At 67.3% G+C, this 23,280-nt stretch carries 16 protein-coding genes; all 16 read left to right on the forward strand.

Annotation, left to right across the window (positions count from 1 at the left end; all coding sequences use genetic code 11):
• Position 1 precedes the first annotated feature (1 nt).
• Entirely contained in the window at positions 2-832 is an 831-nt protein-coding gene (locus ACFV9C_RS26605) for an MlaE family ABC transporter permease (RefSeq protein WP_380197812.1), read from the forward strand.
• Entirely contained in the window at positions 829-2,157 is a 1,329-nt protein-coding gene (locus ACFV9C_RS26610; RefSeq protein ID WP_380197814.1) for an MCE family protein, read from the forward strand. Before ACFV9C_RS26605 ends, ACFV9C_RS26610 begins: the two co-directional genes overlap by 4 nt.
• Positions 2,154-3,185 carry an MCE family protein gene (locus ACFV9C_RS26615; RefSeq protein ID WP_380197816.1) on the forward strand — a complete coding sequence of 344 codons (1,032 nt, stop codon included), beginning with the start codon at positions 2,154-2,156 and terminating at the stop codon, positions 3,183-3,185. The genes ACFV9C_RS26610 and ACFV9C_RS26615 overlap by 4 nt, the downstream gene beginning before the upstream one ends.
• Entirely contained in the window at positions 3,182-4,195 is a 1,014-nt protein-coding gene (locus ACFV9C_RS26620) for an MCE family protein (protein WP_380197818.1), read from the forward strand. The genes ACFV9C_RS26615 and ACFV9C_RS26620 overlap by 4 nt, the downstream gene beginning before the upstream one ends.
• Complete coding sequence (locus ACFV9C_RS26625) at positions 4,195-5,382, forward strand: MCE family protein (RefSeq protein ID WP_380197821.1); 1,188 nt, start codon at positions 4,195-4,197, stop codon at positions 5,380-5,382. Before ACFV9C_RS26620 ends, ACFV9C_RS26625 begins: the two co-directional genes overlap by 1 nt.
• Positions 5,379-6,602 (forward strand): MCE family protein, encoded by a 1,224-nt coding sequence (locus tag ACFV9C_RS26630; protein WP_380197823.1) that lies wholly within the window; start codon positions 5,379-5,381, stop codon positions 6,600-6,602. Before ACFV9C_RS26625 ends, ACFV9C_RS26630 begins: the two co-directional genes overlap by 4 nt.
• Positions 6,599-7,888, forward strand: a complete 1,290-nt coding sequence (locus ACFV9C_RS26635) for an MCE family protein (RefSeq protein WP_380197825.1) — start codon at positions 6,599-6,601, stop codon at positions 7,886-7,888. The genes ACFV9C_RS26630 and ACFV9C_RS26635 overlap by 4 nt, the downstream gene beginning before the upstream one ends.
• Positions 7,885-8,376 carry a hypothetical protein gene (locus ACFV9C_RS26640; protein WP_380197827.1) on the forward strand — a complete coding sequence of 164 codons (492 nt, stop codon included), beginning with the start codon at positions 7,885-7,887 and terminating at the stop codon, positions 8,374-8,376. The genes ACFV9C_RS26635 and ACFV9C_RS26640 overlap by 4 nt, the downstream gene beginning before the upstream one ends.
• Positions 8,376-9,017 (forward strand): hypothetical protein, encoded by a 642-nt coding sequence (locus ACFV9C_RS26645; RefSeq protein ID WP_380197829.1) that lies wholly within the window; start codon positions 8,376-8,378, stop codon positions 9,015-9,017. The genes ACFV9C_RS26640 and ACFV9C_RS26645 overlap by 1 nt, the downstream gene beginning before the upstream one ends.
• Positions 9,018-9,279: 262 nt before the next feature.
• Positions 9,280-12,762: a DNA-directed RNA polymerase subunit beta gene (gene rpoB, locus ACFV9C_RS26650; protein ID WP_380197831.1), complete on the forward strand. Its 3,483-nt coding sequence runs from the start codon at positions 9,280-9,282 to the stop codon at positions 12,760-12,762.
• 68 nt (positions 12,763-12,830) lie between these two features.
• Positions 12,831-16,691 carry a DNA-directed RNA polymerase subunit beta' gene (locus ACFV9C_RS26655; protein ID WP_380197833.1) on the forward strand — a complete coding sequence of 1,287 codons (3,861 nt, stop codon included), beginning with the start codon at positions 12,831-12,833 and terminating at the stop codon, positions 16,689-16,691.
• Positions 16,692-16,823: 132 nt separating this feature from the next.
• Entirely contained in the window at positions 16,824-18,101 is a 1,278-nt protein-coding gene (locus ACFV9C_RS26660; RefSeq protein WP_380197835.1) for a nuclear transport factor 2 family protein, read from the forward strand.
• A gap of 593 nt (positions 18,102-18,694) precedes the next feature.
• Complete coding sequence (gene rpsL / locus ACFV9C_RS26665; RefSeq protein ID WP_130384649.1) at positions 18,695-19,069, forward strand: 30S ribosomal protein S12; 375 nt, start codon at positions 18,695-18,697, stop codon at positions 19,067-19,069.
• Positions 19,069-19,539 (forward strand): 30S ribosomal protein S7, encoded by a 471-nt coding sequence (rpsG, locus tag ACFV9C_RS26670; RefSeq protein ID WP_130384648.1) that lies wholly within the window; start codon positions 19,069-19,071, stop codon positions 19,537-19,539. The genes rpsL and rpsG overlap by 1 nt, the downstream gene beginning before the upstream one ends.
• 71 nt (positions 19,540-19,610) lie before the next feature.
• Entirely contained in the window at positions 19,611-21,722 is a 2,112-nt protein-coding gene (fusA, locus tag ACFV9C_RS26675) for an elongation factor G (RefSeq protein WP_380197838.1), read from the forward strand.
• 74 nt (positions 21,723-21,796) lie between these two features.
• On the forward strand, positions 21,797-22,990 hold the full coding sequence (tuf, locus tag ACFV9C_RS26680; RefSeq protein WP_380197840.1) for an elongation factor Tu: 1,194 nt from the start codon (positions 21,797-21,799) through the stop codon (positions 22,988-22,990).
• The last annotated feature ends 290 nt before the right edge of the window (positions 22,991-23,280 follow it).

Genomic DNA, 23,280 nt, shown 5'->3' on the forward strand with positions numbered 1-23,280 from the left:
CGTGTCGGCCCTGGTGGACACCCTGGTGAAGAAGCCGCTGAACTCGCTCGACAAGCTCGGCGAGCAGCTGGCGTTCTACATCAAGGCGCTGGCGTGGTCCGGTAAGTCGGTCACCCGGTACCGCAAGGAGATCCTGCGGCTGCTGGCCGAGGTGACGCTCGGCACCGGTGCGCTCGCGGTGATCGGCGGAACCGTCGGCGTGATCACGTTCCTCGCGTTCTTCACCGGCACCGAGGTCGGCCTGCAGGGCTACTCGGCGCTGAACCAGATCGGTACGTCGGCGTTCGCCGGTTTCGTGTCGGCGTACATCAACACCCGCGAGATCGGCCCGCTGATCGCCGGCATCGCGCTCGCCGCGACCGTCGGCTGCGGGTTCACCGCGCAGCTCGGCGCGATGCGGATCAGCGAGGAGATCGACGCCCTCGAGGTGATGGCGATCCCGTCGCTGCCGTTCCTGGTCACCACCCGGATCATCGCCGGCCTCGTCGCCGTGATCCCGCTGTACGTCGTGGGTCTGCTCTCGTCGTACTTCGCGACCCGGCTGACCGTGACCACGTTCTACGGGCAGAGCACCGGCACGTACGACCACTACTTCCACCTGTTCCTGCCGCCCGGGGACGTGCTCTGGTCGTTCGGCAAGGTGCTGGTGTTCTCGGTGCTGGTGATCCTGGTGCACTGCTACCACGGGTACCACGCGACCGGTGGGCCCGCGGGCGTAGGCGTCGCGGTCGGGCGGGCCGTGCGTACGTCGATCGTCGTGATCAACGTCGTCGACCTGCTGCTGTCGATGGCCATCTGGGGTACGACGACCACGGTGAGGCTGGCCGGATGACCCGTCTCATTTCGCACAAGGTGCTGGGCGTCGCGTTCATCGGCGTCCTGGTGTTCCTGCTCTGGCTGACGTACGCGTTCTACGCCAAGGTCTTCGTCAAGACCGTGAACGTCGAGCTGAAGACCAGCCACATCGGCCTGCAGCTGAACGAGCACGCGGACGTGAAGCTGCGCGGGATCATCGTCGGCGAGGTCCGCAAGGTCTCCACGAACGGCGACGAGGCGACCGTCGACCTGGCGCTGAAGCCGGACCAGGTGGACGAGATCTCCGCCGCGGTCAGCGCCCGGATCCTGCCGAAGACGCTGTTCGGCGAGAAGTACGTCGCACTCGTGCCGCCGAACGGCCCGGAGGGCGCGCACATCAAGGCCGGCGACGTGATCCAGCGGGACAAGACCGCGGTCGGCATCGAGATCGAGAAGGTGCTGAACGACGCGCTGCCGCTGCTCCAGGCGGTTGACCCGGCCGACCTGAACGCCACGCTGAACACGTTGGCGACCGCGCTCGAGGGCCGCGGTACCGAGATCGCCGGCACGCTGACCCAGCTGGACGACTACCTCAAGAAGCTCAACCCGAGCGTCCCGAAGCTGATGGACGCGCTCGCCAAGCTCAGCCAGGTCTCGGACATCTACGGCGACGCGACCCCGGACCTCGTCCGCGCGTTGCGCAATCTGACCATCACCGGCAACACGGTGGTCGAGAAACAGAAGCAGCTGCAGTCGTTCTTCGTCGACGTCCAGCAGCTGTCCACCACCGGCAACACGTTCCTGAAGGCCAACGAGGACCGGGTGATCCGGCTCGGCCAGGTCAGCCGCCCGGTGCTGGATCTGCTGGAGAAGTACGCCCCCGAGGTGCCGTGCTTCCTGCAGGTGATGACCGACACCACGCCGATCCTGAACGACACGTTCCGCAACGGCCAGCTGAACATCAACCTCGAGCTGATCACCAACCAGCCGACGCCGTACGCGCCCAACGAGAAGCCGGCGTACCTCGACCACCGCGGCCCGACCTGCGTCGGCAAGAACTACAGCGTCCCCGGCGAAAAGCCCGGCCCGTACACACAGCAGAACCCGGCACCGTACGTGACCGGAGCCGACGGCGTGATCGGCGACCACAACAAGAACCAGCGCTTCCCGGTGAACCTGAAGCTGAACAGCGTGATGCCCGGCGCCGCGATGGATACCCAGGGCGTCGGTACGCCGGCAGAGCAGCAGGTCATCGACTCGGTCGTCGGCCCCGCGATGGGCGTCCCCGCGAACGACGTACCGGACCTGACCACGCTGATCGTCGGCCCCCTCCTCCGCGGCGGGCAGGTGAACCTCCGATGAGCTTCTTCGACAAGAAGACCACGCTCGACACCGTCCGGCTCGGGATCTTCGTGGTGGTGACGACGGTCGCGACCGCGCTGCTCGCGGTGACGATCGGGAACATCAGCTTCAACCCGACCACGAAGTACCGCGCGGTGTTCACCGACGCGGTCGGGCTGAACCAGGGCGACGACATCCGGATCGCCGGCGTCAAGGTCGGGCAGGTCGACAAGATCGCGCTCTACCAGGACAAGCTCGCGATGGTGACGTTCAGCGTCGACTCCGACCAGGTCCTCGACACCTCGACGCACGCCACGCTGCGGTACCGCAACCTGGTCGGCAACCGCTACGTCGCGCTCACCGACGGCGTCGGGGGCGGCCCGCGGCTGAAGAAGAACGACATCATCCCGAAGGAACGGACGACGCCCGCGCTGGACCTGTCCGTGCTGTTCAACGGGTTCAAGCCGCTGTTCACCGCGCTTACTCCGGCGGACGTGAACCAGTTCGCGTTCGAGGTGATCAAGGTGCTGCAGGGCGAGGGCGGCACGATCGAGTCGCTGCTGGCCAAGACCGCGTCGCTGACGACCACGCTGGCGAACGCCGACCAGGTGATCGGCGACCTGATCACGAACCTCACCTCGACCCTGCAGATCGTCTCGCAGCGGCAGCAGAACTTCTCCCAGCTGCTGGTCAACCTGCAGCAGTTCATCACCGGCCTGAGCCAGGACATCAACCCGATCCTCAGCTCGCTGACGTCGATCAACTCGCTGAACACCAAGACCGCCGGCCTGCTGCAGCAGACCCGGGTGCCGATCAAGGCCGACCTGGACAAGCTCCGGACGGTCGCCAGCACCCTGGACGACACCCAGTCGATCTGGGTGAAGACGCTGCAGTTCATGCCGCAGAAGCTGAACTCGATGACCCGGACCGCGTCGTACGGCTCCTGGTTCAACTTCTACCTGTGCAACTTCGACGGCAACGTCACGCTGCCGATCGGCACCCGGATCCCGGTGGCCTACGACAACAACTCGGCGAGGTGCGCGAAGTGAAGCCCTTCCGGGAGCAGAACCAGGTGACGATCGGCGTGATCGGGCTGACCGTGATCGGCCTGATCATGCTGGCCGCGTTCAAGGCCCAGGACCTGCCGCTGATCGGCGGCGGCACGAAGTACTCGGCGCAGTTCTCCGAGGCCGGCGGGCTGAAGGCGAACGACGAGATCCGGGTGGCCGGGGTCCGGGTCGGCAAGGTCCGCGACGTGGTCCTCGAGGGCACCCACGTGCGGGTCGACTTCGTGGTCGACAAGGGCGTGCAGCTCGGTGATCAGACCGGCGCCGAGATGAAGATCAAGACGCTGCTCGGCCAGAAGTACCTGAAGCTCGACCCGGCCGGCTCGGGCCGGCTCAAGCCCGGCTCGGAGATCCCGTTGGACCGGACGATCTCGGCGTACGACGTGGTCGACGCGTTCACGGACCTCGCCAACACCACCGAGCGGATCAACACCGCGCAGCTCGCGAAGGCCCTGGACACGCTGTCGGCGACGTTCCAGAACACGCCGGAAGAGGTACAGGCCTCGCTGACCGGCCTGTCCAGGCTGTCCGAGAACGTCGCCAAGCGCGACGCCCAGCTGAAGCTCCTGCTGCAGCACTCGAACGTGGTCACCAAGGTGCTTGCCGACCGCAACCAGCAGCTGATCAAGCTGATGAAGGACGGCAACAAGGTCTTCCAGGCGGTGCAGGCCCGGCGCGCGCTGATCCACCAGCTGCTGGTGTCGACGCAGGCGCTGTCCGCGCAGATCACCGCGCTGGTCCGGGAGAACCGCAAGGACCTGGCGCCGACCCTGCAGAAGGTGAACGCGGTGCTCGCCGTGCTGCTGCAGAACCAGAACTCGCTGGACGCCAGCCTGAAGGGCCTCGCGCCGTTCGTCCGGGTCTTCACGAACACGCTCGGCACCGGGCCGTGGTTCGACACGTACCTGCAGAACCTCGCGCCGGTGCCGGAGATCCCGTTGCCCAAGGTGCTGCCCACCGGGCTGCCCCCGATCCTGGGAGGTGGCGGCTGATGCGGGTGAACGGGCTGTCCCGGCTGATCGCGATGGCGGTGATCCTGGTGATCGTCGCGGTCAGCGCCGTCACGCTGTGGCCGAAGCCGAAGCGGGTGACCGCGACGGCGTACTTCCCGCGGGCGGTGTCGATCTACCCGGGCTCGGACGTCCGGATCCTCGGCATCAAGGTCGGCGAGGTGGAGAGCATCACACCGGCCGGTCGCTCGGTCCGGGTGAAGTTCTGGTGGGACGCGAAGAACAAGGTGCCCGCGTCCGCGAAGGCGGTGATCGCGTCGCCGTCGATCGTCGCCGACCGGTACCTGCAGCTCACCCCGGCGTACTCCAAGGGCGACGTGATGGCCGACGGCGCCGAGATCCCGCTCGACCGGACCGCCGTACCGCTGGAGCTCGACCAGATCTACCAGAGCCTCAACGACCTGTCGGTGGCGCTCGGCCCGAAGGGCGCGAACGACCAGGGCGCGCTGGCCCGGCTGCTGGACGTCTCGGCGAAGAACCTGAACGGTCAGGGCGCGAAGATCAACCAGACCATCACCGACGTGTCGAAGCTGACCAGCACGCTGTCGGGGAACTCGTCGGCGCTGTTCAACACGATCCGGCAGCTGCAGACGTTCGTGTCGGCGCTGGCGGCGAACGACGCGCTGGTGAAGCAGTTCAACACGAACTTCGCCCAGACCACCACCACGCTGGCCGGTGAGCGGAAGGACCTGGGTACGGCGCTGGCGCTGCTGGCGACCGCGCTCGGCGAGGTCGCGACGTTCGTGAAGGAGAACCGGGGTCTGGTGAAGACGACCGTCTCCAGCGCCACCCAGCTGTCGCAGATCCTGGTGAAGGAGAAGGCCGCGATCGCGGAGGTGCTGGACACCGCGCCGCTCGGCCTCGGCAACCTGGCCCGGATCTACAACCCGCAGTACGGCACGCTGGACCAGCGCATCAACCCCGGCCAGCTCGACGACCCGGCGACGTTCATCTGCTCGATCCTGATCCAGGCGGGACAGGGGCTGTCGTCCTGCTCGGCGCTGAAGCCGGTGCTGGACGCCCTCAACAAGCTCACCAAGATCACCGGGCTGGCCGGCGGCGCCCCGGCCAGCGGCGGCCCGGCCGGTACGCCGTGGGCGCCCGCTCCGCAGGCCCCGCTGAACCGACCGGACCCGGTCGACCCGACGCTCGGGGGGCTGGTCAAGTGAACCGCCGTACGTCGTTCGTCGCGGGCGTGGCCGCGCTCGCGATGCTGCTCACCGGCTGCGACTTCTCCGTGTACTCGCTGCCGCTCCCGGGCGGCGCGAAGATCAAGGGGCCGTCGTACTCCGTCACCGTCGAGTTCGCGGACGTCCTGGACCTGGTGCCGAAGTCGTCGGTGAAGGTCGACGACGTCACGGTCGGCACGGTCGAGAAGGTCTGGCTGGACGGCTACGTCGCCAAGGTGCGGATCCGGCTGCCGAAGAGCCTCGACCTGCCGGACAACACGCACGCCACGATCCGCCAGACCAGCCTGCTCGGTGAGAAGTTCGTGTCGCTGTCCCGGCCGACCGGGTCCGAGCAGCCGCAGGGCAAGCTCGAGAACGGCGAGCTGATCCCGCTGTCCCGGACCACCAGCAACGTCGAGGTCGAGGAAGTCCTGTCGGCGCTGTCGCTGCTACTGAACGGCGGCGGCGTGGCGCAGTTGCAGATCATCACGCAGGAGCTGAACAAGGCCCTGACCGGTAACGAGCCGGCCATCCGCAGCGTGCTGACGCAGCTGAACATCTTCGTCGGGACCCTGGACCAGAACAAGAACAAGATCATCACCGCGATCAAGTCGGTGGACGCGCTGGCGAAGAAGCTGAACGCGCAGAAGGCGACGCTGGCGACCGCGATCGACTCGCTGCCGAACTCGATCAAGGTGCTGGACCAGCAGCGGGCCGCACTGGTCAAGACGCTGCAGGCGCTGGCCACACTCGGCAACACGGCGACCCGGGTGATCACGTCCGCGCAGCAGGACCTGGTGGCCAACCTCAAGTCGCTGTTCCCGATCCTGACCAAGCTGGCCGAGGCGGGGGAGAACCTGCCGAAGTCGCTGCAGCTGCTGTTCACGTACCCGTTCCCGGACCAGGCCGCCAACGCCGCGAAGGGCGACTACACGAACCTCGGGATCACCGTGGACGTGGACACCCAGAAGGCGCTGAAGAGCCTGATCGGGATCGATCTGCCGACGGTCGGCCCGACCGCCATCCCGACCGGCCGGATCAGCCTGCCGATCCACCTGCCGACCAGCGCGCCCACCTCGCTGCCGAACCTGCCGGTGCCGACGGGTACGGCGACGACCTGCATCACGCTGCTCGGGCAGCCGATCTGCACACCGAAGCTCAACCGGTCCGGGTTCGATCCGGACCTGGCCCGGGCCCTGATGCCGGGAGCGGTCTCATGATCACCAGAGCGGTCCGGATCCAGCTGATGGTGTTCCTGCTGATCACCGTCGTCGGCGTCGCGTTCGTCGGCGCCCGGTACGCGCAGGTCGACCAGCTGGTGGTGAACAAGAACTACACGGTCAGCGCCAGCTTCGCCGAGTCCGGCGGGATCTTCTCCGGCGCCGAGGTGACGTACCGCGGCCAGCCGGTCGGCCGGGTCGGCGAGCTCAAGCTGCTGCCCGACGGCGTCGACGTGAACCTGGAGATCGACAAGAAGTACAAGATCCCCAACGACCTGGTCGCGGTGGTCGCGGACCGGTCCGCGATCGGCGAGCAGTACGTCGACCTGCAGCCGCGCCGCGACGGGGCGCCGTACCTGCAGGACAACTCGAAGATAGCCCGCCAGGACACCGCGATCCCGATCGACACCACCGAGCTGCTGCTGAACCTGGACCAGCTGGTGAACTCGGTCGACAAGGAGAGCCTGCGGACCACGGTCCGCGAGCTCGGCGCGGCGCTGAAGGCCAAGGGCACCGATCTGCAGAAGATCATCGACAGCTCCGGCAAGCTGATCAACGACGCGGACGCGAACGTGCTGCAGACCATCAAGCTGATCAACGACGGCGACACCGTGCTGGCCACCCAGGTGGCCAGCGGCGACGCGATCAAGACCTGGGCGAAGAACCTCGCACTGCTGTCCGACACGCTGGTCGCCTCGGACACGAACCTGCGGACCGTGATCGACCAGGGCTCGCTCGCCTCCACCCAGATCACCGGCCTGATCCAGGACAACAGTGCGGACGTCGCGGTGCTGCTCGGTAACCTGCTGACGGTGAGCGAACTGACCGCGGTCCGGCTGGATGCCGTCGAGCAGCTGATGGTGGTGTACCCGGCGGTGGCGATGGGCGGGTACGTCGTACCGGCCAAGGACCCGGGGACCGGGCACTACGACGCGCACTTCGGCCTGGTCGTCGGGCTCAGCCCGCACGCGTGCACGACCGGGTACGGCGGCACCGACAAGCGGGTCCCGCAGCTCGTCACGAACACGCCCGCGAACACCAGCGCCGGGTGTACGGCGAACCCGTCGACCGGCGTGAACGTCCGCGGCTCGCAGAACAAGCCGGCCCCGTCGTCGCGGTACCTGAACCGGACCGGGTACGGCGTCGGGTACGACCCGGCGACCGGTCAGGCGGGCGGTACCGGCGGGATGCCGGACATCGTGCTCGGCTCGACCGGCGGACAGCAGGAGCTGCTCGGCAGCGACTCCTGGAAGGCACTCATCCTCGGACCGGTGACCGGCAAGTGATCGCACGGAACGGCCGGCTGGTGCTGGCCTGGGCACTGAGCGTGCTGCTGATCGTGGCACTCGTCGGGCTGACCCTGTCGGTGGTGGCGCTGAGCAAGCAGCGCGCCGCGGCCGAGCAGCGCAGCGGCGCGATGAAGGCGGCGCGGCAGCTCGCGCTGGACTTCACGACGTACAACTACGAGACCTGGGACGCGGACTCGAAGCGGGTCATCGACGACTCCACCGGGCAGTTCAAGCAGGAGTTCCAGGCCGGGATCGACGCGGTGAAGACCGACGTGGTGTCGAACAAGGCGACCTCGAAGGGGGACGTGAAGGAGGCGGGTGTGGTGTCCAGCGACAAGGACTCCGCGCAGGTGCTGGTGATCGTGAACGCGGTGGTGACGAACACCGCCTCGACCACCGGGACCGAACGCCGGTACCGGATCAAGCTGGACATGGTCCGCGAGAAGGGCCACTGGCTGACCGCCGACTTGCAGGTGGTCGGCTGATGCCGTCGCCACGCAACCGCCCGCGGATCGCCGGCCAGCGCCGCCCCGCGAAGCCCGACGGCGTCGAGGACGTTGTGACACCAGTCACAGCGGAGCCTGAGAAGGAAGTAGTTCCGGAGCCGGTCGAGCCCGAAGCTTCTACGGAGAGTGACCGTCCGCGCGGTTTGGGGAACGTGCTGACCGCCGCTCTCGGCGTGGTCGTCGTACTGACCCTGGCGGTCGCCGCCGTGCTCGGCATCAAGGCCTGGCACGGGCAGCAGGCCGAGGATGCCCGGGACCAGGCGGCCGCGGCCGGGCGGAAGGCCGCTGAGACCGCCCTCAGCTACGACTACCAGCACCTGGACGCGAGTTTCGCCGCCGCGCGGGCGACGATGACGCCGGACTTCGCCGCGAAGTTCGACGAGACCGCGAAGGTGGCCGGCGAGCTCGCCACCAAGACCAAGGCCACGGTGAAGGCCGACGTCCGCGAGGTGGCGGTCCGCGACGGCGACGCCGACCGGGTCACGCTGATCATCTTCGTGAACCAGACCACGACCAGCACGATCACGAAGGGTAGTCCCCGGGTGGACCTGAACCGGACCCGGTTCACGATGGTCCGAAACGGCGACCGATGGCTGGTCCAGGAGATCGCCGGACTGTAATCTCTACCTAACTCCGCACCGAGGGGCGCCGGAGGTCTCGTGGGTGATCTGCTCACTGGAGATCCCGGGTCGGTCCTTGACGGAGAGGGTGGTCCGACGGCAGACTGTTGGACCCCATTGGACAGGCTTGCCCAGATCATGTAGCCTATTGCTTTGCGCTGCCTTTTCTCTCGCCCTCGCTCGGGTCTCCGACTTGACTGGGGCGGCTTGGCGTGCGCACCCAGCACCGATGTGATTTTGCGAGCCCGTGGAAGGACGCCCCTTGGTCGCCTCGCGCAACCCCCAGTCCGACAGCATTTCCAACGTCACCGGCCCCCGCCGCATCTCCTTCGCAAAGATCTCCGAGCCTCTTCAGGTTCCGGATCTGCTTGCGCTGCAGGTGGACAGTTTCGACTGGCTGGTCGGCAACGAAACGTGGCAGGCCCGCGTGGCCGCCGCCGAGGCCGAGGGGCGGTCGGACCTGTCCGGCCCCAGCGGCCTGGAAGAGATTTTCGAGGAGATCTCCCCGATCGAGGACTTCAGCGGCACCATGTCGCTGTCGTTCCGCGACCACCGCTTCGAGCCGCCGAAGAACACGGTCGACGAGTGCAAGGAACGGGACGTCACGTACTCCGCTCCGCTGTTCGTCACCGCCGAGTTCATGAACAACGAGACCGGCGAGATCAAGAGCCAGACCGTGTTCATGGGCGACTTCCCGCTGATGACCCGCAAGGGCACGTTCGTGATCAACGGCACCGAGCGTGTCGTGGTCTCGCAGCTCGTCCGTTCGCCCGGTGTGTACTTCGAGCGCACCCCGGACAAGACGTCCGACAAGGACATCTTCACCGCCAAGATCATCCCGTCCCGCGGCGCGTGGCTGGAGTTCGAGGTGGACAAGCGCGACATGGTCGGCGTCCGCCTCGACCGTAAGCGCAAGCAGAACGTCACCGTGCTGCTGAAGGCGCTCGGCTGGACCGACGCGCAGATCCTCGAGGAGTTCGGCGACTACGAGTCGATCCGCCTCACCCTGGAGAAGGACCACACCTCCGGGCAGGACGACGCGCTGCTGGACATCTACCGCAAGCTGCGTCCGGGTGAGCCGCCGACCCGCGAGGCCGCGCAGGCGCTGCTGGAGAACTACTACTTCAACGGCAAGCGCTACGACCTGGCCAAGGTCGGCCGCTACAAGATCAACAAGAAGCTCGGCCGGGACGAGGCGCACGACCAGGCGGTGCTGACCGTCGACGACATCGTCGCCACGATCAAGTACCTGGTCGCGCTGCACGAGGGCAAGACCGAGCTGCCGGCTCCGCGCGGCGAGATCGTGGTCGAAGAGGACGACATCGACCACTTCGGCAACCGCCGGCTGCGTACCGTCGGTGAGCTGATCCAGAACCAGCTGCGCACCGGCCTGGCCCGGATGGAGCGCGTGGTCCGGGAGCGGATGACGACCCAGGACGTCGAGGCGATCACGCCGCAGACCCTGATCAACATCCGTCCGGTGGTGGCGGCGCTGAAGGAGTTCTTCGGTACGTCGCAGCTGTCGCAGTTCATGGACCAGACCAACCCGGTCGCGGGCCTGACCCACAAGCGCCGGCTGAACGCGCTCGGCCCCGGTGGTCTGAGCCGTGAGCGGGCCGGGTTCGAGGTCCGCGACGTGCACCCGTCCCACTACGGCCGGATGTGCCCGATCGAGACCCCGGAAGGCCCGAACATCGGCCTGATCGGCTCGCTCGCGTCGTACGGCCGGGTGAACGCGTTCGGCTTCGTCGAGACGCCGTACCGCAAGGTCGTCCAGGGCCAGGTCACCGACCAGGTGGACTACCTGACCGCCGACGAGGAGGACCGGTTCGTCATCGCGCAGGCGAACGCCGCGCTGAACGACGACAACCGGTTCGCCGAGGAGCGCGTGCTGGTCCGCCGCCGTCACGGTGAGGTCGAGCTCGTCCCGGTCGACGACGTCGACTACATGGACGTCTCACCGCGCCAGATGGTGTCGGTGGCGACCGCGCTGATCCCGTTCCTCGAGCACGACGACGCCAACCGCGCGCTGATGGGTTCGAACATGCAGCGCCAGGCGGTGCCGCTGATCACCTCGGACGCCCCGCTGGTCGGTACCGGCATGGAGTTCCGCGGTGCGGTCGACGCCGGCGACGTGGTCGTGTCGGACAAGCCCGGTGTGGTCAAGGAGGTCTCGGCCGACCTGATCGAGATCGCGGCCGACGACGGCACGTACCAGACCTACCGGATGGCGAAGTTCCGCCGTTCGAACCAGGGCACCTGCATCAACCAGCGCCCGCTGGTCGACGCCGGGCAGCGGGTCGAGGTCGGCACGCCGCTGGCCGACGGTCCGTGCACCGACGAGGGTGAGATGGCGCTCGGCCGGAACATGCTGGTCGCCTTCATGACCTGGGAGGGTTACAACTACGAGGACGCGATCATCCTCAGCCAGCGCGTCGTGCAGCAGGACCTGCTGACCTCGATCCACATCGAGGAGCACGAGGTCGACGCCCGCGACACCAAGCTGGGGCCGGAGGAGATCACCCGGGACATCCCGAACGTCTCCGACGAGATGCTGTCCGACCTGGACGAGCGCGGCATCATCCGGATCGGCGCCGAGGTCACCACCGGTGACATCCTGGTCGGCAAGGTCACCCCGAAGGGCGAGACCGAGCTGACCCCGGAGGAGCGGCTGCTGCGCGCGATCTTCGGTGAGAAGGCGCGCGAGGTCCGCGACACGTCGCTGAAGGTGCCGCACGGCGAGGAGGGCACCGTCATCGGTGTCCGGGTCTTCGACCGCGACAACGGCGACGAGCTGCCGCCGGGCGTCAACCAGCTGGTCCGCGTGTACGTGGCCCAGAAGCGGAAGATCTCGGTCGGCGACAAGCTGGCCGGCCGGCACGGCAACAAGGGCGTCATCTCCAAGATCCTTCCGGTCGAGGACATGCCGTTCCTCGAGGACGGCACCCACGTCGACGTGATCCTGAACCCGCTGGGCGTGCCCGGCCGGATGAACGTCGGCCAGGTGCTGGAGACCCACCTCGGCTGGATCGCCTCCCGCGGCTGGGAGGTCGACCCGGAGAACGAGGAGGAGTGGGCGCAGCGGCTGATCAAGATCGGCGCCGGTGCGGCCGAGCCGATGACCAACGTCGCCACCCCGGTCTTCGACGGCGCGACGGAGGACGAGGTCACCGGCCTGCTCTCCTCGACGCTGCCGAACCGGGACGGTGTCCGGATGGTCAACGGCCAGGGCAAGGCGCGGCTGTTCGACGGTCGTTCGGGTGAGCCGTTCCCGGACCCGATCGGCGTCGGCTACATGTACATCCTGAAGCTGCACCACCTGGTCGACGACAAGATCCACGCCCGGTCCACGGGTCCGTACTCGATGATCACCCAGCAGCCGCTGGGTGGTAAGGCCCAGTTCGGTGGCCAGCGGTTCGGCGAGATGGAGGTGTGGGCCCTGGAGGCCTACGGCGCCGCCTTCGCGCTGCAGGAACTGCTGACGATCAAGTCCGACGATGTCGTCGGCCGGGTCAAGGTGTACGAAGCGATCGTCAAGGGCGAGAACATTCCGGAGCCGGGTATCCCGGAGTCGTTCAAGGTTCTGGTCAAGGAAATGCAGTCCCTCTGCCTCAATGTCGAGGTGCTCTCGTCCGACGGAAGCCGGGTCGAGATGCGCGACAGCGAGGAGGACGTCTTCCGGGCGGCGGAGGAACTGGGCATCGACCTGTCCCGGCGCGAGCCGAACAGTGTCGAGGAGGTCTGAGCGGGTTGCCGCTTGACATCAACAACCAACTCACTCAGACCACTTTTAGCAACGGGAGATAACACATCGTGCTCGACGTGAACTTCTTCGACGAGCTTCGGATCGGCCTGGCCACCGCGGACGAGATCCGCCAGTGGTCTCACGGCGAGGTCAAGAAGCCGGAGACGATCAACTACCGGACGCTCAAGCCCGAGCGTGACGGTCTGTTCTGCGAGAAGATCTTCGGTCCCACCCGGGACTGGGAGTGCTACTGCGGCAAGTACAAGCGCGTTCGCTTCAAGGGCATCATCTGCGAGCGGTGTGGCGTCGAGGTCACCCGCTCCAAGGTGCGCCGCGAGCGGATGGGCCACATCGAGCTGGCCGCGCCGGTCACCCACATCTGGTACTTCAAGGGTGTCCCGTCTCGACTCGGCTACCTGCTCGACCTCGCCCCGAAGGACCTGGAGAAGGTCATCTACTTCGCGGCGTACATGATCACCGACGTCGACGACGAGGCGCGGCACCGCGACCTGTCCTCGCTCGAGGGCCGGGTCGACGTCGAGCGCAAGCAGCTCGAGAACCGTCGTGACAACGACATCGAGACGCGGATGAAGAAGCTCGAGGAGGACCTGGCGCAGCTCGAGGCCGAGGGCGCCAAGGCCGACGTCCGCCGCAAGGTCAAGGAAGGCGCCGAGCGTGAGGTCAAGCAGCTGCGCGACCGTGCGCAGCGCGAGATCGACCGCCTCGACGAGGTCTGGACCCGGTTCAAGAACCTGAAGGTCCAGGACCTGGAGGGCGACGAGATCCTCTACCGCGCCATGAAGGAGCGGTTCGGCAAGTACTTCGAGGGCGCCATGGGTGCCGCCGCGATCCAGCGCCGGCTGGAGACCTTCGACCTGAAGGCCGAGGCGGACAACCTGCGCGAGACGATCAAGACCGGCAAGGGCCAGCGCAAGACCCGCGCCCTGAAGCGGCTCAAGGTCGTCACCGCGTTCCTGGCCACCAACAACAGCCCGATGGGCATGGTCCTGGACTGCGTCCCGGTCATCCCGCCGGACCTGCGCCCGATGGTCCAGCTCGACGGTGGCCGGTTCGCCACCTCGGACCTGAACGACCTGTACCGCCGGGTGATCAACCGGAACAACCGGCTCAAGCGGCTGCTCGACCTGGGCGCGCCGGAGATCATCGTCAACAACGAGAAGCGGATGCTGCAGGAGGCCGTCGACGCGCTGTTCGACAACGGCCGCCGCGGCCGTCCGGTCACCGGCCCGGGCAACCGGCCGCTGAAGTCGCTGTCCGACATGCTCAAGGGCAAGCAGGGTCGTTTCCGTCAGAACCTGCTGGGCAAGCGCGTCGACTACTCGGGCCGTTCGGTCATCGTGGTCGGCCCGCAGCTGAAGCTGCACCAGTGCGGTCTGCCGAAGGCGATGGCGCTGGAGCTGTTCAAGCCGTTCGTGATGAAGCGGCTGGTCGACCTCAACCACGCGCAGAACATCAAGTCCGCCAAGCGGATGGTCGAGCGTCAGCGCGCCCAGGTGTGGGACGTGCTGGAAGAGGTCATCACCGAGCACCCGGTTCTGCTCAACCGTGCACCAACCCTGCACCGGCTGGGTATCCAGGCGTTCGAGCCGCAGCTGATCGAGGGCAAGGCGATCCAGATCCACCCGCTCGTCTGCTCCGCGTTCAACGCGGACTTCGACGGTGACCAGATGGCGGTGCACCTGCCGCTGTCGGCCGAGGCACAGGCCGAGGCGCGGATCCTGATGCTGTCGACCAACAACATCCTGAAGCCGGCCGACGGCCGTCCGGTCACGATGCCGACCCAGGACATGATCATCGGCGTCTACTTCCTGACCATGCTGAAGGACGGCGCCAAGGGTGCGGGCCGGGCGTTCGGCTCGGTGGCCGAGGCGATCATGGCCTTCGACCACGGCGAGCTGGCGCTGCAGGCGAAGGTCACGCTCCGGCTGAGCGGTTCGGGCGTGCCCGCGGACGCGATCGAGCTGCCGAACGGCGGGTTCAGCCTGGAGACCACCCTGGGCCGCGCGCTGTTCAACGAGGCGCTGCCGGCGGACTACCCGTTCGTCGACACCGAGGTGGGCAAGAAGCAGCTCGGCGGGATCGTCAACGACCTGGCCGAGCGGTACACCAAGGTCGAGGTCGCGCACGCGCTGGACGCGCTGAAGGACCTGGGCTACTACTGGTCCACCCGGTCCGGTGTCACGGTGTCGATCGACGACTTCAGCACGCCGCCGAGCAAGCCCGAGATCATGGCCCGGTACGAGTCCCAGGCCGAGAAGGTCCAGAAGCAGTTCGAGCGGGGTCTGATCACCTCGTCCGAGCGGCGGCAGGAGCTGATCGAGATCTGGACCGGCGCCAACGCCGAGGTCGGCAAGGCGATGGAGGAGAACTTCGCCAAGGACAACCCGATCTGGATGATGATCCACTCCGGTGCCCGAGGCAACATGATGCAGATCCGGCAGATCTCCGGTATGCGTGGTCTGGTGGCCAACCCGAAGGGCGAGATCATCGCCCGGCCGATCAAGTCCAACTTCCGCGAGGGCCTGTCGGTGGTCGAGTACTTCATCGCCACCCACGGTGCCCGGAAGGGCCTGGCCGACACCGCGCTGCGGACCGCCGACTCGGGGTACCTGACCCGTCGTCTGGTGGACGTCTCGCAGGACGTGATCATCCGCGAGGAGGACTGCGGTACCGAGCGCGGCCTGCCGAAGAAGATCGGCGAGAAGGGCCCGGACGGCAAGGTCGTGCACGCCGAGCACGTCGAGACCAGCGCGTACGCCCGGACCCTGGCGACCGACGCCTTCGACCCGGACGGCAACCTGGTCCTGACGGCCGGCAGCGACCTGGGCGACGTCTCGATCGCGAAGCTGGTCGAGGCCGGGCTCGAGGAGGTCAAGGTCCGGTCGGTGCTCACCTGTGACGCCAAGACCGGTACCTGCGCCAAGTGCTACGGCCGTTCGCTGGCCACCGGCAAGCCGGTCGACATCGGTGAGGCGGTCGGCATCATCGCCGCCCAGTCCATCGGTGAGCCGGGGACCCAGCTGACCATGCGGACCTTCCACACCGGTGGCGTCGCGGGTGATGACATCACCCACGGTCTGCCGCGTGTGGTCGAGCTCTTCGAGGCCCGCCAGCCCAAGGGCAAGGCGCCGATCGGCGAAGCAGCCGGCCGGATCGCGATCGAGGACACCGACAAGACCCGGAAGCTGGTGCTCACCCCGGACGACGGTTCCGAGGAGGTCGCCTACCCGGTGTCGAAGCGGGCCCGGCTGCTGATCGAGGACGGTCAGCACGTCGAGGTCGGTCAGCAGCTGACGCAGGGTACGCCGGACCCGCAGGAGGTTCTGCGGATCCTGGGTGTCCGCAAGGCGCAGGAGCACCTGGTGGACGAGGTCCAGGAGGTGTACCGGTCGCAGGGTGTGGCCATCCACGACAAGCACATCGAGATCATCGTCCGGCAGATGCTGCGCCGGGTCACGGTGATCGAGTCCGGCGAGGCGAACCTGCTGCCGGGTGAGCTCGCGGACCGGATCATGTTCGAGGCGGAGAACCGCCGCGTCGTGGCCGAGGGCGGTACGCCGGCCTCGGGCCGTCCGGTGCTGATGGGTATCACCAAGGCCTCGCTGGCCACCGAGTCGTGGCTGTCGGCCGCCTCCTTCCAGGAGACGACCCGGGTCCTGACCGAGGCCGCGATCCACGGCAAGTCCGACTCCCTGGTCGGTCTGAAGGAGAACGTCATCATCGGAAAGCTGATCCCGGCGGGTACCGGCATGGACCGTTACCGCAACATCCGGGTGGAGCCCACCGAGGAGGCGAAGGCCGCGATGTACTCGATGGTCGGCTACGAGTCGTACGACTACGACTTCGGCCCGTCCAGCGGTCAGTCGGTCCCGCTCGACGACTTCGACCTCGGTTCGTACCAGAACTGAGCCTGAGTCACCCGCCGAGGGCGGTACTTCCCCACCCGGGAAGTGCCGCCCTCGCGGCGTTTACGGACCGGCCGGGAAAAGACACTCGGGGTGGCGGCACACAGTGTGCCCGGGATGCGCCAAGATTGGTGCATGACGGATCTGCCGGCCTACCTGCGGCCTTTCGTCCTGGGGGTTCTGGAAGGTTCTGACGTACGCGTCGATCGCCTGGGGGAGATCGACCTGTACCGCCCGCCCGGTACCGCCCGAGGCGGCGCAATTCTCTTCGTGCACGGGGGACCAGGGCCGGACGGCCTCGAGGTGATGCCTCGGGACTGGCCGGTCTACAAGGGCTACGCGACCGCTGCCGCCAGGCGAGGCCTGGTGGCCGCAGTCGTCGACCACAGCCTGATCCACGGACTCGACCGCCTGGTCGTGGCCGCGGACGAGGTGGAGGCCGCGGTCGCCGTACTGCGTTCGGATCCACGGGTCGACCCCGATCGGGTCGGCCTGTGGTTCTTCTCGGGCGCCGGCCTGCTGGCCGGGGAGTGGCTGGACAGCCGCCCCGACTGGCTGCGCTTCGTAGCCCTGACCTACCCGTTGCTCGCCACCCCGCCCGGTGTCGACGATCTGGTAACTGCTGCCGAAGTCATCGGCAAACACAAGGACCTGCCGGTTTTGCTGACCAGAGCTGGACTCGAGCGTGAGGAGCTCGCCGGTCCGGTCGCGGAATTCGTATCCGCGGGAGGCACCGCGCTGGACATCATCGACGTACCGAAAGGGCACCACGGGTTCGACATGCTCGACCACACCGAAGAATCACGCGCCGCCGTGACCAAGGCTCTCGACTGGGCGATCGCCCACCTCGGCGAGCAGCCCGGGGACGACGGCAAGCTCCTCGTCCCACCACCTCCGGCCCGCAAGCGGGCCACCACACCACGTCGCCGTACGCCGGCCGTCGCCAAGGCCGGTGTCGCCGTCCGGGAGACGCCGGTGGCTGCTGAACCCGCCATTCAGCAGGCACCCGTGGCCCCGCCGGCGCCGGTCGCCCAGGCCCCGCTCGCCGACTTCGGTACGGCGCCCGGGATCGACCTCGGTACGGCGCCCGAGACCCCCGCAGCGCGGGCGATCAGCCGCGAGCACGCGGCGTACGCCGCCCACGACCTCGAGGCGTTCCTGGCGATGTACTCGCCGACCGCCCGGATCCAGCTCGCGGACGGCTCCGAACTGAAGGGCCGCCGGTTCCTGCGCGAGTACTACCGCCCGCGCTTCGACGCCGGCCGCTGCAAGTCCGAGGTCGTCCAGAAGATCACGCTGGGGGAGTGGGTGGTCGAACACGTGAACAGCTACGAGGACGACGGATCCACTGCCCGGCTGGCCCTCTACCGGGTCGTCGACGGCCTGATCACCGACGTCGAGTTCCGCTCTTGACCGAGTTCGAGCAGGCGGTCGCGGACCCCGCGGCCGCCCTCGGCCGGAATGAGACGGTCATCCAGTAGGTGGACCGCGCCCGGGCAGTCGATCCCGGCTCTTCGCGGTGCTCCTGCTGGACGCCGGCCGGCGGGTTCCGGGGCAGTCGTCCGGGAGGTCGCCGTACGGGCGTCCGGCATCGGGGACGGAGTGCCGCTGATCCCTGTCCTGTAAGGGGATCGGCCGCCGGCGGAACGCGGCGACGGGTACCGGTGGAAGCGTTTGCCGGCGGCCGCGGACGGCACTGAGTTTCCGCGCGGGAGGGCGACTCCGAAGGCCCTGTACACTTAGGGAGCGGAGGGTCCTGAACGGCGGTCGGTTAGTCATTTTGACCGTGCTTGAGGCACCCGCTAGTCTTAACGATCGTGCCCGGGGTCTTTCCTGGGCCGTCATGCGTGCCCCTCGTCCAACGGGTCGGGCCGCGTGGTACGGGACTCCTGCCGACAGTCTGGAAGATTACGGCTTCGGTCTGCTCGTACGCACGCGACACACCCGACCGCGGGGGTCAGGTAACAGCTACAAACCCAGCCGGACGACAGAAAGAGACCCACGCGGTGCCCACCATTAACCAGCTGGTCCGCAAGGGCCGCCAGGACAAGGTGTCCAAGAACAAGACGCCGGCCCTGAAGGGTTCCCCTCAGCGTCGTGGTGTGTGCACGCGCGTCTACACGACCACGCCGAAGAAGCCGAACTCGGCGCTTCGCAAGGTTGCCCGTGTCCGCCTGACCAGCGGTATCGAGGTCACCGCCTACATTCCGGGCGTCGGCCACAACCTGCAGGAGCACTCGATCGTGCTCGTCCGCGGTGGCCGGGTGAAGGACCTCCCGGGTGTCCGGTACAAGATCATCCGCGGTTCGCTCGACACCCAGGGTGTGAAGAACCGGAAGCAGGCTCGCAGCCTCTACGGCGCGAAGAAGGAGAAGAGCTAATGCCGCGCAAGGGCCCCGCCCCGAAGCGCCCGGTCATCATCGACCCGGTCTACAGTTCGCCGCTCGTCACCCAGTTGATCTCGAAGATCCTGGTCGACGGCAAGAAGCAGATCGCGCAGAGCATCGTGTACAACGCGCTCGAGGGCACTCGCACCAAGACCGGCACCGACCCGGTGATCACGCTGAAGCGTGCGCTGGACAACGTGAAGCCGAGCATCGAGGTGAAGAGCCGCCGCGTCGGTGGAGCCACCTACCAGGTGCCGATCGAGGTCAAGCCGGGTCGCTCGACCACGCTCGCCCTGCGCTGGCTGACGTCGTACTCCCGGGCCCGCCGCGAGAAGACCATGTCCGAGCGCCTGATGAACGAGATCCTGGACGCGTCCAACGGTCTCGGTGCGTCGGTGAAGCGCCGCGAGGACACGCACAAGATGGCCGAAGCCAACAAGGCTTTCGCCCACTACCGCTGGTGATCCCGGGGTCCTCCCCGGACCCCAGCTCACCCAATTTGTCGCACCACAGAAGCGAGAGGTAGACCACCGAGGTGGCCGTACAAATCACCACCGACCTGGCCAAGGTCCGCAACATCGGGATCATGGCCCACATCGACGCCGGCAAGACGACGACGACCGAGCGGATCCTCTTCTACACCGGTATCACTTACAAGATCGGTGAGGTCCACGACGGCGCCGCCACGATGGACTGGATGGAGCAGGAGCAGGAGCGCGGCATCACGATCACGTCCGCCGCGACGACCTGCACCTGGAAAGACCACACCATCAACATCATCGACACCCCGGGCCACGTCGACTTCACCGTCGAGGTGGAGCGTTCGCTGCGTGTCCTCGACGGTGCCGTCGCGGTGTTCGACGGTGTCGCCGGCGTGGAGCCGCAGTCGGAGACGGTCTGGCGTCAGGCCGACCGGTACGGCGTACCCCGGATCTGCTTCGTGAACAAGCTGGACCGGACCGGCGCCGAGTTCATGCGCTGTGTCGACATGATCGTCGACCGGCTGGCCGCGGTGCCGCTGGTGCTGCAGCTGCCGATCGGGGCCGAGGCCGACTTCATCGGCGTCGTCGACCTGATCGGGATGCGCGCGCTGACCTGGCGCGGCGAGACCACGATGGGTGAGGACTACACCGTCGAGGAGATCCCGGCGTCGCACACCGAGATCGCCGCCGAGTGGCGCGACAAGCTGATCGAGACGCTGGCCGAGGCCGACGACGAGATCATGGAGCAGTACCTGGAAGGCGAGCAGCCGACCCAGGAGCAGCTCGTGGCCGGCATCCGCCGGGCCACCCTGGCCAGCAAGCTGACCCCGGTGCTGACCGGCACGGCGTTCAAGAACAAGGGCGTCCAGCCGCTGCTCGACGCGATCAACGCGTACCTGCCGAGCCCGATCGACGTCCCGGCCATCGAGGGCCACGACGTGAAGGACCCGGAGCAGGTCGTGCTGCGCAGGCCGGCCGACGACGAGCCGTTCTCGGCGCTGGCGTTCAAGATCGCGGCCGACCCGCACCTGGGCAAGCTGACCTTCATCCGGGTGTACTCCGGCAAGCTGGAGACCGGCACCCAGGTGCTGAACCCGACGAAGGGCCGCAAGGAGCGGATCGGCAAGATCTACCGGATGCACGCGAACAAGCGTGAGGAGATCGCGTCGATCGGCGCCGGCCACATCGTCGCTGTGATGGGCCTGAAGGACACCACCACCGGTGAGACCCTGTGCGACCCGGCCAAGCCGGTCGTGCTGGAGTCGATGCAGTTCCCGGCACCGGTCATCTCGGTGGCCATCGAGCCCAAGTCGAAGGCCGACCAGGAGAAGCTGGGCGTCGCGATCCAGCGGCTCGCCGAAGAGGACCCGACCTTCCAGGTCCGGACCGACGACGACACCGGCCAGACCATCATCGCCGGGATGGGCGAGCTGCACCTCGAGGTGCTGGTCGACCGGATGAAGCGCGAGTTCCGCGTCGAGGCGAACGTCGGCAAGCCGCAGGTCGCCTACCGCGAGACGATCAAGAAGAAGGTCGAGAAGGTCGACTACACGCACAAGAAGCAGACCGGTGGTTCGGGTCAGTTCGCGCGTGTGATCATCAACATCGAGCCGACGTCGGTCGAGGCCGGTGGCGAGGGCGGTTACGAGTTCGTCAACGCCGTCACCGGTGGCCGCATCCCCCGGGAGTACATCCCGTCGGTGGACGAAGGCGCCCAGGAGGCGATGGAGTTCGGCGTACTGGCCGGCTACCCGATGGTGGACGTCAAGGTCACGCTGACCGACGGCGCCTACCACGACGTCGACTCCTCCGAGCTCGCGTTCAAGATCGCCGGTTCGATGGCCTTCAAGGACGCCGCCCGGCGGGCGACGCCGGTCATCCTCGAGCCGATGTTCGCGGTCGAGGTCATCACCCCCGAGGACTACATGGGTGACGTGATCGGCGACCTCAACTCGCGCCGCGGCCAGATCCAGTCGATGGACGAAGGCCCTGGTGGCAGCCGGGCCATCAAGGCCCTGGTGCCGTTGTCCGAGATGTTCGGGTATGTCGGTGACCTGCGGTCCAAGACCCAGGGTCGCGCGTCCTACTCGATGCAGTTCGATTCCTACGCCGAGGTTCCGAAGAACGTGGCGGAAGAGATCATCAAGAAGGCCCGGGGCGAGTGACTTCTCGCTCCTGACCACCACACCCACAGCGCGTCGGCGTACGGCGTAGTCAACATTTATCCAGGAGGGCCCCAGTGGCGAAGGCGAAGTTCGAGCGGACCAAGCCGCACGTCAACATCGGTACCATCGGTCACATCGACCACGGTAAGACCACGCTTACCGCGGCGATCACCAAGGTGCTGCACGACAAGTACCCGACCCTCAATGAGGCGTCGGCCTTCGATCAGATCGACAAGGCGCCGGAAGAGCGCCAGCGCGGTATCACCATCTCGATCGCGCACGTCGAGTACCAGACCGAGGCCCGGCACTACGCCCACGTCGACTGCCCGGGTCACGCGGACTACATCAAGAACATGATCACCGGTGCGGCTCAGATGGACGGCGCGATCCTGGTCGTCGCCGCCACCGACGGCCCGATGCCGCAGACGCGTGAGCACGTGCTGCTCGCCCGTCAGGTCGGCGTGCCGGCGATGGTCGTCGCCCTGAACAAGTGCGACATGGTCGACGACGAGGAGATCCTGGAGCTCGTCGAGCTCGAGGTCCGCGAGCTGCTCTCGGAGCAGGAGTTCGACGGCGACAACGCGCCGATCGTGCGCGTTGCCGCGCACCCGGCGCTGCAGGGCGACGCCAAGTGGGGCGAGTCGATCCTCGAGCTGATGAACGCCGTGGACGAGTACATCCCGCAGCCGGAGCGCGAGATCGACAAGCCGTTCCTGATGCCGGTGGAGGACGTCTTCACCATCACGGGTCGCGGTACGGTCGTCACCGGCCGGATCGAGCGCGGTGTCGTCAAGGTCAACGAGACCGTCGACATCGTCGGCATCCACGAGACCAAGCTGACCACCACGGTCACCGGTATCGAGATGTTCCGCAAGCTGCTCGACGAGGGCCAGGCCGGTGAGAACGTCGGTCTGCTGCTTCGTGGCACCAAGCGCGAGGAGGTGGAGCGCGGCATGGTCGTCATCAAGCCGGGCACCACGACCCCGCACACGAACTTCGAGGCGTCGGTCTACATCCTTTCCAAGGAGGAGGGCGGCCGTCACACGCCGTTCTTCCAGAACTACCGCCCGCAGTTCTACTTCCGCACCACCGACGTCACCGGTGTCGTCACGCTGCCCGAGGGCACCGAGATGGTCATGCCGGGCGACAACACCGACATGACGGTCGAGCTGATCCAGCCGATCGCCATGGAGGACGGTCTGAAGTTCGCGATCCGTGAAGGTGGCCGCACCGTCGGCGCCGGCCGGGTCACCAAGATCATCAAGTGATCTCATGAGGTCCGCGAGGGCTCGGAACTGAGCCCTCGCGGACCTCTGCTTTGCGCCCGATCCGGCGCTCAGGTGGTACCGGATCAGGCGTGGAGCCGCCCGATTGGCGTTCCGGCGCCGATCTCTGGCACAATGTTCAGGTTGCTCAGGCGAGGCCGCCGGGGCGCGCCCCAGGTCTTCTCGACCGGGCTGGTGCGCCGGACCGGAGACCATGCCGAGGTTCCGGTCCGAGACCGGGCCCCGATTCCCACCCAGGGTCGACGAAGCGGTGAGTCACGCGCGTGCCGCGT

The organism is Kribbella sp. NPDC059898, assembly GCF_042730855.1.
Taxonomy (GTDB): domain Bacteria; phylum Actinomycetota; class Actinomycetes; order Propionibacteriales; family Kribbellaceae; genus Kribbella.

Coding starts and splice junctions, on each gene's coding strand:
- ACFV9C_RS26610 (WP_380197814.1), top strand. CDS start 829: ATGACCCGTCTCATTTCGCACAAGGTGCTGGGCGTCGCGTTCATCGGC.
- ACFV9C_RS26615 (WP_380197816.1), top strand. CDS start 2,154: ATGAGCTTCTTCGACAAGAAGACCACGCTCGACACCGTCCGGCTCGGG.
- ACFV9C_RS26625 (WP_380197821.1), top strand. CDS start 4,195: ATGCGGGTGAACGGGCTGTCCCGGCTGATCGCGATGGCGGTGATCCTG.
- ACFV9C_RS26635 (WP_380197825.1), top strand. CDS start 6,599: ATGATCACCAGAGCGGTCCGGATCCAGCTGATGGTGTTCCTGCTGATC.
- ACFV9C_RS26645 (WP_380197829.1), top strand. CDS start 8,376: ATGCCGTCGCCACGCAACCGCCCGCGGATCGCCGGCCAGCGCCGCCCC.
- ACFV9C_RS26660 (WP_380197835.1), top strand. CDS start 16,824: ATGACGGATCTGCCGGCCTACCTGCGGCCTTTCGTCCTGGGGGTTCTG.
- rpsG (WP_130384648.1), top strand. CDS start 19,069: ATGCCGCGCAAGGGCCCCGCCCCGAAGCGCCCGGTCATCATCGACCCG.